9 protein-coding genes are annotated in these 12,446 nt (G+C 61.9%); 7 read left to right on the top strand and 2 right to left on the bottom strand.

The window, feature by feature from the left end:
* The first annotated feature begins 76 nt into the window (after window positions 1–76).
* A complete protein-coding gene (locus VMH22_11065) occupies window positions 77–2,818 on the top strand; it encodes a DEAD/DEAH box helicase family protein (GenBank protein HTW92237.1) in 2,742 nt (913 codons plus the stop codon).
* 156 nt (window positions 2,819–2,974) lie between these two features.
* On the top strand, window positions 2,975–5,356 hold the full coding sequence (locus tag VMH22_11060; protein ID HTW92236.1) for an amidohydrolase family protein: 2,382 nt from the start codon (window positions 2,975–2,977) through the stop codon (window positions 5,354–5,356).
* 136 nt (window positions 5,357–5,492) lie between these two features.
* On the opposite strand, the gene VMH22_11055 is transcribed toward VMH22_11060, so the two are convergent.
* Window positions 5,493–6,779: a metallopeptidase TldD-related protein gene (locus VMH22_11055; GenBank protein HTW92235.1), complete on the bottom strand. Its 1,287-nt coding sequence runs from the start codon at window positions 6,777–6,779 to the stop codon at window positions 5,493–5,495.
* Window positions 6,779–8,143 (bottom strand): TldD/PmbA family protein, encoded by a 1,365-nt coding sequence (locus tag VMH22_11050; protein HTW92234.1) that lies wholly within the window; start codon window positions 8,141–8,143, stop codon window positions 6,779–6,781. Before VMH22_11050 ends, VMH22_11055 begins: the two co-directional genes overlap by 1 nt.
* Before the next feature lie 203 nt (window positions 8,144–8,346).
* Here VMH22_11050 and VMH22_11045 point away from each other — a divergent pair, with 203 nt between their 5' ends.
* The 5 genes from VMH22_11045 to VMH22_11025 all read left to right on the top strand — a co-directional run bounded on the left by VMH22_11045 (window position 8,347) and on the right by VMH22_11025 (window position 12,397).
* Entirely contained in the window at window positions 8,347–8,757 is a 411-nt protein-coding gene (locus VMH22_11045; GenBank protein HTW92233.1) for a hypothetical protein, read from the top strand.
* Between the two features lie 41 nt (window positions 8,758–8,798).
* Window positions 8,799–9,272, top strand: coding sequence for a hypothetical protein (locus VMH22_11040; protein ID HTW92232.1), 474 nt, complete (start codon window positions 8,799–8,801; stop codon window positions 9,270–9,272).
* Between the two features lie 345 nt (window positions 9,273–9,617).
* Window positions 9,618–10,415: an efflux RND transporter periplasmic adaptor subunit gene (locus VMH22_11035; GenBank protein ID HTW92231.1), complete on the top strand. Its 798-nt coding sequence runs from the start codon at window positions 9,618–9,620 to the stop codon at window positions 10,413–10,415.
* 63 nt (window positions 10,416–10,478) lie between these two features.
* On the top strand, window positions 10,479–11,396 hold the full coding sequence (locus tag VMH22_11030) for an ABC transporter ATP-binding protein (protein ID HTW92230.1): 918 nt from the start codon (window positions 10,479–10,481) through the stop codon (window positions 11,394–11,396).
* 68 nt (window positions 11,397–11,464) lie between these two features.
* A complete protein-coding gene (locus VMH22_11025; GenBank protein HTW92229.1) occupies window positions 11,465–12,397 on the top strand; it encodes an ABC transporter ATP-binding protein in 933 nt (310 codons plus the stop codon).
* Window positions 12,398–12,446 lie beyond the last annotated feature (49 nt).

Raw genomic sequence — 12,446 nt, 5'->3', positions numbered from 1 at the left:
TATCAGCCTGACAAACACCAATTCTGGCACGAACGCGAAGGCGTTTCGTTCAAGCGGCAGGCGCTGAGGGGCGATAGTGCTCTTCCGCTTCGACGCCAATCAGGAATACCAACTTCAGGCCATAGCCGCGGTGGTTGATCTGTTCGAGGGCCAGATGCGCGTGGAGAAGGACCTGTCGTTCGAGTTGGGTGCGACTTTCCCTGCCGTACCGAACCGGCTGGAGTTGGACGAGGCTGCGGTGCTCGCCAACCTGCAGAAGGTGCAGGTCGTGAACGGGCTGAAGCCGGACGAGCGGCTGGAGTTGATAGAGGAGTCGATTGAGGCCGTGTCCGGGCCGAAGCAGGCTCGGTTCGGGAACTTCTCGGTCGAGATGGAGACCGGCACGGGCAAGACGTACGTTTACATCAGAACAGCGTTGGAGTTGTACCACCGATACGGAATGAGGAAGTTCGTCGTGGTCGTGCCGTCAGTGGCCATCCGCGAGGGCGTGCTCAAGACGTTTGAGGTCACCCGGACGCATTTGCGCGACCTCTATCAGAACGTACCGTACCGATTCAGCGTCTACGACTCGGCCAGCTTGGCACAGGTGCGACAGTTCGCGGTGTCGGACTCGGTCGAGTTCATGGTGATGACCATAGACTCGTTCAACAAGACCTCGAACGTGATTCGGCAGAGCCGGGACCAGTTGAGCGGAGAAGTGCCGCTGCACATGATTCAGGCGGCAAGACCGATTCTCATTCTCGATGAGCCGCAGAACATGGAGAGCGAGTTGAGCGTGCGGTCACTGGCTGCGCTTGACCCGCTGTTTGCCCTGCGCTACAGCGCCACGCACCGGAATCCATACAACCTCGTCCACCGCCTGACGCCTTTCGAGGCGTACCGGCAGGGCCTGGTGAAACGAATCGAGGTGGCGGGCGTCGAGCAGATAGACGACGCCAATCTGCCCTACCTGCGACTTGAGGGCATCCGCACCGAGAAGACCCGGCTGTCGGCCCGCATTGCCGTGCAGAGGCTGATGGCCGACAAGTCGGTCAAGGAGAAGGTCCTCACGGTCCGGCCGGACGACAACCTGAAGGAACTGACGGGCCGGGATGACTATGCCGGGTTCGCAGTCGATGAGATAACGAGCCGGTATGTCCGGTTCGGGAACGGCATTGAGTTGAAGCCGGGCGAGTCGCAAGGCGCGGACCGCGAGGCCATCTTCGCGGCCCAGATCGAGGATACGATTAAGGAGCACTTCCGGAAGCAGCGCCGGCTCCGGGACAAGGGTATTAAGGTGCTTTCGCTATTCTTCATTGACCGCGTGGACAACTACCAGAGCGAGAATGGCGTCATCCGCAGGCTGTTCAACCAGACGTTCGAGCGGCTAAAGGCTGAGCATCCTGACTGGCGCGACACGAAGGTGGAGGACGTGCAGGCTGCGTACTTCGCCCAGCGCCGGCATCGGGGCGGCGACATAGAGTTGCAGGACTCGACGTCGGGCAGGTCCAAGGCGGACGAGGAAGCCTACGACCTGATAATGAAGGACAAGGAGTCGCTGCTGTCGTTCCCGTTGCCAGAGGACAGCGAGGAGGCCAGGCGGCGCAAGCAGGTCAGTTTCATCTTCTCGCATTCGGCCTTGCGCGAGGGCTGGGACAACCCGAACGTGTTCCAGATATGCACGCTCAACCAGACCGCGTCGGAGATCAAGAAGCGACAAGAGGTCGGACGGGGCGTGCGACTGGCGGTGAATCAGGCCGGAGAGCGTGTACGGGATGAGGACGTGAACGTGCTGACGGTCGTGGCGAACGAGAGCTACGAGAAGTACGTGGCGAGCCTGCAGCGCGAGACCGAAGAGGAGTATGGCAAGGATGGCCTTCCGCCCAAGCCGCCGAATGCCCGGCGTCGGACCGTGGCCAAGCTGCGCAAGGCGCACATGCTGAAGCCGGAGTTCAAGGAGCTTTGGGAGCAGATCAAGCACAAGACCCGGTACAGCGTTGGCATTGATACGGAGCGACTTATCTCCGAAGTCGTTGCAGAGCTAGACCAAGTTGTAATTCGCAGGCCGCGGATCGCCATAACCAAGGTAGAACTGAAAGCCGAGAAAGTAGGACAGGGAGACGAGTTCCGATCGCTGGTGACGAGTGGAGCACAGACGCTTGTTGATTTGTCCGGTCGTTATCCGCTGCCCAACCTCGTGGCCAAGATGTCGGAGTTACTGGAGGGGATGACACCACCAGTCAGAATGACGCGAGGGACGTTGCTGGCTGTCCTCCGGCGCACGGCACAGAAGCAGGCGGCGGTAGACAATCCGCACGAGTTCGCCACAGTGGCAGTGCGCATCATCATGGCTAGGTTGGCTGACATGCTGGTCGCCGGCATCAAGTACCTGAAGGACGGCACATGGTACGACATGAAGCTGTTCTACGATGACGAGGAGGTCGCAGCGTGGGAAGACAACACGGTTCCGGCTGGCGAGTCCAGCCTGTATGACCGGGTTGTCTTCGAGTCGGACATCGAGCGCAAGTTCGCAGAAGACCTCGACGGGATGGACCAGGTCAAGCTCTATGTGAAGCTGCCAAAGTGGTTCAAGGTCCAGACGCCGGTTGGCGAGTACAACCCGGACTGGGCCATAGTCTGGGAGTCCCGTGATTCGACAGGAGAGCCTACAGCCGACCCACGGCTGTATCTCGTGCGCGAGACCAAGGACCCCGGTTGGCCCGCGCATGCCAGGCAGGAGGAGGTACGCAAAGTCAGGTGTGGCGAGGCGCACTTCAAGCACGCCTTAGGCGTTGACTATGATGTGGTGTCCACGGCGAACCAACTTCCGCGAAAGTAGTGCGAAGGGTCGTGGTGAGACAACACTAAGTACCGTCTGCCAAGGGCGCTGACTGTGGTTTCCGGTGACTTGACGGTTCGTATCATCGGGCATGGCGCCGCAACGCGGGATTTCAGATTTTCGATTGTCGATTGCAGATTGTGAGGTCCGGGTGATATGACAGTCTCGATTCTGGCTGTAGTTGCGTTGCTCGGAGCCGCCGGGGATGGGGCTACGTACATTCGTGCCGGGAACGTGTTCGACGGGGAGAGGTTCATCGGCAGTCGGGTGATAGTTGTCGAGGACGGTCGGATAGCGGCGGTCGAGGAAAGCGGGTTCGTTATTCCGGCCGGCGCTGAGACGATAGACGCCACCGACGCTACGGTCATGCCCGGGTTGATTGATGGTCACTGTCACTTCATGGAGCCACCGAAACCATACACTGACAACCTCGAGAGATACGGTCGGGGCAGGCTGGAGGCCGAGGCGATGTCGGCTTTCGCTAGCAGCCGCCGGCACTTGTTGCTGAATGGCGTGACCACGATAGCTGACATGGGTGGTTCACTCTCCGCTTACCAAGGGCTGCGGGCAGCCTTGGACAAGGGGAGAATCACCGGGCCCGAGCTCTATTTCTCCGGGCCGCAGATAACCGCACCCGGTGGCCATCCGGCCGGCACGACATACAGGGGCGAGCATGATCTGATTGACTTGGCAACGTTCCAGACGAACGACACAGCGGCAGTGCGCAAGAAGGTCGCGGCAATGGCAAGCGAGGGTGTGGACTTCATCGCGATTGTCTATGATGGGGAGGGCGAAAAAGGGGACAGTCCCTCGGAGCAGCTCACCGAGTTCGCTGCGGTACAGTCCCCATTTTCGGTGCGGAGGGTTCCGCGGTTGAAGCTGGAGGTCGCGCGCGCAGCGATTGCCGAAGCGCACCGGCACGCGCTCAGGGTGTTTGCCCGGGTGGGTTCGCAATCGGAAGCGCTTGACATGGTCAACGCCGGAGCGGATGGCATCGAGCAGGGATTCGAGACTGTGACCGAGAGTCTGTTTGTGGCGATGGCCGCGCGCGGCGTCTACTTGACTCCGGCTTTCTGGGCCGGGTTCAGGCGCACGCCGTCAGAGGGCGTACACATGCAGTATGCCATCAGGCATGCGTCGAAGGCGGGCGTGCCGCTCTGCATCGGCACCGACTTCCCGGAATCACACGAGACCCACTGCGGCGATGACGTTCTTGCTGAGATGCGGATATTCGAGATCGTCGGGGTTCCGCGCCCGGTGGTCATTACTGCCGCGACGGCCGTCAATGCGAGGAAGCTTGGCCGAGAGAATGAGCTGGGTCGAGTTGCGCCCGGGTATCGTGCCAACCTCGTCTTCATGCGCGGTTCGGTTGACACGGGAGAGCTGAGCGCGAACCGAATCGAGCGAGTGATGCTGCACGGCCAGACTGTGGTGCAGAACGGGCGGGTGTGCGCAGACTGCGAGAGCCGGTTCCGCGAGAACTCGCTTTCGTACCTGGGTTATCCCTACTGGGACCCGCTGCTGTCGTGGATGGCCGGCGGGACCGCGACCGACTACGATTTCCTCCGAACCGGCATCACTGCCGAGGCCGACTTCATGTACAGCATCCGCAATATGTGGTTCGCGAACACGGTGCTCGACCTGCCCAGCCCCATTCCGCGCACGGCGCTGCGCGCCGGCATGCACTTTGACGACGAGAACCGGCTGTTCTACGGCCTCGGCAACGACACGCGACTGGACGAGACGACTGAGTACTCGAATTTCATCTTCAGAGAGTGGGCCAGCAGCAGGATGCGGATTTCCGGACCGTGGAAGGCACTGAGCTACCTTGTATTCGACCAGACGGCGGTCCGCCCCTATCCCGGAACCGACATCGGAGCCACGAAGACACGAAATGACACGAAACTGATTGGTGATGACGGTCAGCACACCGTCACATTGCCGGGAGCAGGCCAGGTCTTGCCCGACACGTTGGCCGGACACAACGGGGGAAACGAGATTGCATTGACGCTGACCCTGGCCCACGATACTCGGGACCATCAGGACAATCCGTGGTACGGCCACTATGTCGGTCTCGGCGCGCAGGTTGCGCCCAAGCTGCTGCCGAACAGCCACAGTTTCGAGAAGGTTATCTTCGACGCGAGGGGATATGTGTCAGCCGCGCACAGGCACATCCTGGCGGGCAGGCTGCTGTGCCAGCAGGCGTTCGGGGACGTGCCATTCTACTACCTGCCCGAGTTCGGCGGGGACACGCTGGGACGCGGCTACATGCCTTTCCGGTTCCGCGACCGGGCATCGGTCATCGGGCAACTGGAATACCGGTTTCCGATATGGTCACTTGTGAGCGGCGTGGTCTTTGCTGACTTCGGCCAGTTTCAGCCTTCATTCAGCCGGATGAACTTGGGCGGCTTCCATCCATCGGTTGGGTTCGGGCCGAGTTTCAGCTTCGGACCAAACGAGAGCCAGATTGTGGGCGTAGATGTCGGGTTCACGCCTGACGGTTGGAACCTGGTCATGCACAGCGGCCACGTGTTCTAGGAGAGGGATGGAATGATCGAGGGATAGAGTGAGTTTTCAGACGGAGTCAGAAGTCAGAAGCTAGATGTAAGAAGTCAGACGTGCGGAGGGAAGGGAAGGGGCGGCGCGTGCCGCCCCTTGCTATCGAGAACGGATACTAGCCGCGGGTCGTGAAGCTGATGTTGTCGAGCAACAGGGCCGGGAACCGACCCATCGGCGCGTCGTGGACGGTGTCCTCGACCGCGACGACATTCTTCATGTCTTCGTAGACGTTACCTGAAACCATCGAGTCCTTGACCACGCCGACAATCTTACCGTCCTCGACCCAGAGCCCGGGTGCAAGCCCGACCGAGTAGTCGCCGTGGAGACGGTTGCCGGAGTGCGCTCCCATCACGTCGGATGCGATGACCCCACGACCGAGGAGCTTCACCATCTGCGCGAGCGAGTGCTCGCCGGGGGAAATCGTGGCGTGCTCGAGCGACGGCGACGGCGGCGAAGTGATTCCGCCACGATATCCGTGCCCGGTCGGCGCCGCGCCCGTCTTATGTGCGTAGAACCGGTCATTGTAGAAGCTCTTCAGCACACCATGCTCGAACAGTGCCAGGTCGCGACAGGGCGTGCCTTCGTCGTCGAGTGAGCGCGCGCCGGGCAGGCTGTCGTTCAAGGGCTCGTCCTTGAGTGTCAGCCTGTCGCTGAGCACCTGCTCGCCGATGCGGCCGGCGAGCGGCGACACCTTTTCGTACACGAAGCGGGCGTTGGTCGCCGTGAGCAGGCGCCAGGCCAGCGCGAAGACGGCGTTCGGCAGGAAGAGCACACGGGTTCTACCGGAGACACCCTTCGCCTCCTTTTCCGACGCGTTGTAGATGTCGGCAATGAACCGGAGGTCTTCTTCGGCAAACGGGACCGGTGCCTTGGCAGAGAGTACGCGCCTGACTCCCGAGTAGGAGCCGGGGTACAGGACACCGGCCATGGCGAAGTAACTCGTCTGATGCGTGGACGCATCCACGCCGCTGCTCGTCATTACGCGCAGGTCGCGGGTGCTGTGGGCAGCCATCACGTTGACCTGGCCCTTCACCCGTCCTGACAGCCACTCGGTCATCCGGCGGCATTCCTCGGCCAGCGCCGCATTGCCGCCGGCAGCCTCCTGCGCCGTGGCGAGCTTCGGCAGCTTCACCGGCTTCGGCAGTTCGCCGGGAGCCTCGACTCCGCCGGCCAGTGCGGCCAGGGCGTCGCGCACAAGGCCTTCGCGGTCAATCAGGTTGCGAGTGTATGCGAGCCCTTGCTTCCCTTCCTTGACCAGGGTCAGCGCCGTGCCGGAACTGAGACTGGTGTCCGCGGCCTTGAGCCGGCCGTTCTCGAACTCCACCCCGTCACTTGTGTCGCTCGTGCCGAACACGGTCGCGGCATCGGCATTCTTGCGGGCGATTTCCAGCAGTCGTTCCATTATCTGCCTCCCACTACCAGGCTTTCCACGAGCACGTGGGGCGCGCCGTTGCAGGACCGGTTGTTCGTCTGTCCCTTGCCGCAACCGCCGACCTCGCGCAGGGTCAGGTCATTCCCCACCGCGCTGATGTTCTTCAGGGTTGCATACAGGTTGCCCGAGATGTTGATGTCGCGGAGCATCTTGCCCGGTTTGCCGTCCTTCACCTCGTAGCCGAACTGGGCTCCGAAAGTGAAATTCTCGCCGGTAGTCTGGCCGCCCATGTGGTTGCAGAGGTACAGTCCGTCGCCAAGTCGGGACAACAGCTCATCCTTGGGCTTGTCGCGCGGCTCGATGAAGATGCAGCCCATCCGGATGATGGGAGGGTAGCGGTAGTCCTCAGCCACGCAGTGGCCGGTAATCGGCTCGCCGAACTCGGCAGCGGTCCGGCGTGAGTGGAGCCGGCCCGTGAGTACGCCGTCCTTCATTAAGGTAACGGGCCGGGCCGCCACGCCTTCGTCGTCGTAGCGGTAGAATCCAAGCTGGCCGGGTCGGGTCGGGTCGTCGGTTATCGAGAGCACGTCGTTGCCGAGTTTCGCGCCGATCGTCATCTTCTCGCGCATCGTCGGCGAATCCTCGATGAGGTCGGCCTCGGAAAAGTGGCCGAACGCCTCATGGGTGAAAACGCCGGCGAGCGACTGGTCGAGCACCGCGCGGTACTCCCCGGCCTTGACCGGCTCGGCTTTGAGCAGGTCGACGCATATCTTCACGCGGTCGGCCATTTCGGCTTCCCGTCCGCGCAGGCGCGCCATCCCGTCGCTGCCGCCGAACCCGAACCGCACGGTCTGAGTCAGGCTGCCTTCCTTGGTTACTATCGAGCCGAGGATTCGCGCGGTCACCAGTTCCTCGCGCAGGCGTGCGCCCTCGGTCGACACGAAATACTTGTCGCGGATCAGGTCCCAGTAGCCGGCCTGGGTCGTGGCCACCTTCGGGTGCTCGAACGCGATGTCGTTGTAGCGCCGCACAAGTCCCAGCTTTTCCTCAATCGGAACCGAACGCGGGTCTTCGTTCAGCTTCGGGTGGAATTCGTCTCTGGCCGGCGGGGCCGGTGCCAGCCGTACCGGCCTCGCACCGCCGCGGGACAGGACTTCCGCATTCTCAAGGGCCGAGCGGCAGGCCCGTTCCGCGTCCTCAGGTTTGGTGAACGAGACCTGAGACCAGCCGCCGTCCTTCAGGACGCGCCACACAAAGCCGTCGGTCGAGCTCGCCGACAGCCCGGTCAGCTCGCGGCCGCTGAAATCGATGCTGGTTTCGCGCACGAGTTCGTAGCGCAGGTCGGCATAGTCGGCGCGGACGAGCCCGAGCATTCTCTGCAATTCGTCAAACACGCAACCTCCTCAGAACTTGGTTTGCACAGGATAGAACGCGGCGAGGCGGAGTCAAGTTACGCCCGCGGCGACGAGCCGGCCGAGGCCGGACGATACTGTCCTTGACCCGTCCATGGCAGTTGCCTACAATCCCGCGATGATACCGTCTAGCGGTGAACTCTGCGTAGATAGTTTAAGACGACCGAAGCGATGAGGAGAAGAATGTGAACGAAGCGAAGACGGGTGCAGGGAAGATAATACTGACAGTAGTGGTGGCGGGATTGTGGGTCGGGCTGTGCGAGTTCGTGCGGAACCAGCTCGTGCTCGTGTCAAAGTGGCAGAACTACTACCGGGGCATGGGACTTGAGTTCCCGTCCAAGCCGGTGAACGGGATGATGTGGATGGTCTGGTCGTTCCTGATGTCAGGTACGACCTTCGCCATTTCCCGGCGGTTCAATCTGCCGCAGACTACGCTCATCGCGTGGGTGATGGGCTACGTGATGATGTGGGTCGTCATCGGGAATCTCTCGGTTCTGCCCGTCAGCATCCTGCCCATCGCGGTTCCGTTCAGTTTCGTCGAGGCGCTGGGCGCCGCGTTCATCTGCCGCAAGCTGGCCAGACCGAATCAACCTTGAGCCGCGCGGGGGCCGGCCGGCGAGTGGTCGTCAATGACCTGATGCAAAAGGGGTATGTATACCATCTCACCGAGCCGGCCGGCAGGAACTTCCACCCCGAGTTCAAGCCCGAGCTGACCCCGAGGAGGATGCTCGAACTGGGTGTGTTCGGCGGCAAGTACATGACCGACTGCCGGGCCGAGTTCCCGAAGAGCTGGTTTGCGCGAGCCCGACTCTGCTCCGAGCAACACAAGCCGGAGCTGAACTTCTTCAACGTCAATGCCTCGCAGCCGCTCTCAGTTTGGCGGAAGAAAGGCTGGATTCACCCGGATGACCCGCGCGGTTGGTTCCAGTGGTACTGCCGCTATTACATGGGCCGTCGCGGACCTGACGACGATCGGCAAATCGGACGCTGGAAGGCGATGACGCGGCACATCGCCCAGCTCACGAAGCACTGTCCTAGGGCCGACCTGACCTGCAGGCCTCGACAGCGACAGGCATTGCTCAACTGGGCATATGACAGCCGTCGTCTATAGCCCCAGTCGAGCGACACCGTCCCGTCATCAAGACGCTGACCGGTTGAGCCGGTCGGGAGGCCGGGGTTCCCGCTGCGCACGCGGCGGCGCTCGTCCTTGACCTTCAGGCTGGAGTTCCTATACTGACTGACCGGTCAGTTTCCTTGACCGTCAACGTCGGACTTCAACCGGGTCGGACTAGAAGCGGCCAGTTCCTCCGGGAGTCGGGCGGGCGACGCGACCGGCGGTAGGCTCCTGACCGCCGTTTGGTCCAAGAGCAGGAGATCCGGGACCGGAGCCGAACAAGCAACACAGGCCGGCATGCGAATCATTGGTCAGAATGCGGTAGTCGAAAGAAGGCAGACTATGAGAATTACGTCGATTGCAGTTTGCGTCGGGATGGTGCTGACTTTGACTGCTTGTTCAAGGTCAGGCGAGACGGCCAGCGTCCGCGCTTCCGGGACGATTGAGGCGACCGAGGTGAATGTGGCCGCACAAGTGACCGGACAGGTGCGCGAGTTGCGGGTGGATGAGGGTAGCGATGTGCAGCCGGGCGAAACACTCGCCCTGATTGACCGTATCGCGCCCTCCGCGTCGGTAAGTCAGGCGAAGGCAAATCTTGATCTGGCGCAGGCCGATGCCCGTCGGGTGGACGCGCTGTTCGCGTCCGGTAGCGCGACAAAGCAGGAGAAGGACAATGCCGATACCCGAGTTGCTCAGGCCCAGGCAGCCCTTGTCCTCGCTCAGAAAACCCTCGACAACACATACGTCATATCGCCGCTGAGCGGTACCGTGACCAGCAAAGCCGTCGAGGTCGGGGATCTGGCGACTCCGGGCGCGGTTATCGTCTCGGTGAGCAAGCTGGATACGGTGAAGCTCACAATCTACGTGAGTGAGACGGAACTGCCGAAGGTGAAGCTCGGGGCGGCGGCGGAAGTCAGGATTGATGCCGCCTCAAAGCAGGTCTTCCCGGGCAGAGTGACGTTCATCTCTCCCACTGCCGAGTTCACGCCCAAGAACATCCAGACCCGCGAGGATCGGGTGAAACTGGTGTTCGGGGTGAGAATCGAGATTCCAAATCCGGACGGCACGCTCAAGCCCGGGCTGCCGGCCGACGCCACCATCAAAGTCGCACCCGCAGAAGGGATGAAGGCGAAGGGATGAATGATGAACGTCCCGCCCCGACCTTCCTGATTCAGCCTTTCCGATTTCATCCCTTTCCCTTTTGTGCCTGACAACGTAATCGAGACCCGGCATCTGGCCAAGTCCTTCGAGACAATCGAGGCGGTCGCCGACCTGAACCTGGAGGTGCGGCGCGGGGAGATGTTCAGCCTGGTCGGGCCGGACGGCGCGGGTAAGAGCACTGCCCTGCGGATGCTGTGCGGACTGGTGAAACCGACCGGGGGTTCGGCCACCGTCCTGGGTCGTGATCTTGTGTCCGGGCTGCGCTACATCAAACAGAAGGTCGGGTACTTCTCTCAACAGTTCACTCTCTACGGCGACCTGTCAGTGGACGAGAACATCCAGTTCTTCGCCGAGATTCATGACGTTCCGAATTTCAAGGCCCGGCGCGAAGAGCTGCTCCAGTTCACCCGCCTGACACCGTTCCGTAAACGCCTGGCCGAGCAACTATCCGGCGGCATGAAACAGAAGCTGGCCCTGGCCTGCACGCTGGTTCACACTCCGGAGATAATCCTCCTGGATGAACCTACTACCGGCGTTGACCCGGTTTCGCGCCGGGACTTCTGGGTCATCTTGTCCGACCTCCTGAAGCAGGGGACCACGATTCTCCTGACTACGCCCTACCTCGATGAGGCTGAACGCAGCAGCCGCGTCGGGATGATAAACCAGGGCAGGCTTCTCGTTGCGGACACGCCGAAGAACATCAAGAACCTCATGAAGGGCGCAGTGATTGAGATCGTCGCACCCGAGATAAGGCGGGTTCGCGATATCGTGCGCCGGGTCCCCGGGGCCGACGTGCAGATGTTCGGGGACCGGCTGAACGTGGTGGTGCCGGACCTTGAACCTGATTCGGCCCGCATCCGTGGGTGCCTGGTCGAAGCCGGCATCGACGTCACGAGCTGGCGCGTCACCCCGCCTTCACTGGAGAACGTCTTCATATCCCTCCTGGAGAAAGGGGTCTAGGAATCAAAGATTCCAGTCCGGACACTCGCCCCCCGGAATCCTCGAATCCTGGAAGCCAGTCCGCTGCATTGAACACGATTGAGGTCCTGGGTCTGACCAAGCGGTTCGGCCGGTTCACCGCGGTGGACGACGTCACGTTCAACGTCGCACGGGGGGAAATCCTCGGATTCCTCGGCGCAAACGGCGCGGGCAAGACGACCATCATCCGAATGCTGTGCGGGCTCTTGAGCCCGAGCTCGGGCCGGGCCACGGTGGGCGGCTTCGACGTGGCCCGTCAATCGGAACAGGTGAAGCGGAACATCGGCTACATGTCGCAGAAGTTCTCGCTCTACCCGGACCTGACCGTGATGGAGAACCTGACATTCTTCGGCGGTGTGTATGGGATTCCCATCCCGAAGCTGCGGGAGCGGGCCGCGTGGGCGCTGGACATGGCCGGGCTTCACGGTCGGGAGAAGAGCCTGACATCCGAGCTTTCCGGCGGCTGGCGTCAGCGCCTGGCGCTCGGCTGCGCGATTCTCCACGAGCCGAAAATCATCTTTCTGGACGAGCCGACGAGCGGAGTTGATCCGGTCTCGCGGCGCCGGTTCTGGGAGTTGATTGACCGGCTGGCCGAAGCCGGCACGACGGTCTTCGTCACGACGCACTACCTCGACGAAGCCGAGTACTGTAATCATGTCATGCTGATTCACGCCGGCCGGCTGATTGCCGGCGGCAGCCCCCAGGAGCTGAAGGCGCGCACGTTCAAGACGCCGATTCTCGAGGTGCGATGCGACCGGCTCATCGACGCGCTCGCCGTGCTGCAGGAACAGCCGTGGGCGCTGGAGACAGCGGTATTCGGCGACGCGCTGCACGTCCGGGTCGAGGACGAAGCGGGCGGCACCGAACGCATCCGTACTACTCTCGCGGGCCGTGGCATCGCGGTTGAGCGCGTCGGCAGGATAGTGCCGTCCCTGCAGGACGTGTTCATTGACCTGGTTGAGCACCAAACGCAGAAAGGGTGAAAGTGGAAGGGATGAAACGGGAAAGGATGAATCAGGAAAGTCCGAAGTC

This window comes from bacterium (genome assembly GCA_035505375.1).
GTDB lineage: Bacteria > Hydrothermota > Tepidihabitantia > Tepidihabitantales > Tepidihabitantaceae > UBA2258.
This window is presented reverse-complemented; position numbering and strand designations above follow the sequence as displayed.

Coding starts and splice junctions, on each gene's coding strand:
- VMH22_11060 (HTW92236.1), top strand. CDS start 2,975: ATGACAGTCTCGATTCTGGCTGTAGTTGCGTTGCTCGGAGCCGCCGGG.
- VMH22_11055 (HTW92235.1), bottom strand. CDS start 6,779: ATGGAACGACTGCTGGAAATCGCCCGCAAGAATGCCGATGCCGCGACC.
- VMH22_11040 (HTW92232.1), top strand. CDS start 8,799: ATGCAAAAGGGGTATGTATACCATCTCACCGAGCCGGCCGGCAGGAAC.
- VMH22_11035 (HTW92231.1), top strand. CDS start 9,618: ATGAGAATTACGTCGATTGCAGTTTGCGTCGGGATGGTGCTGACTTTG.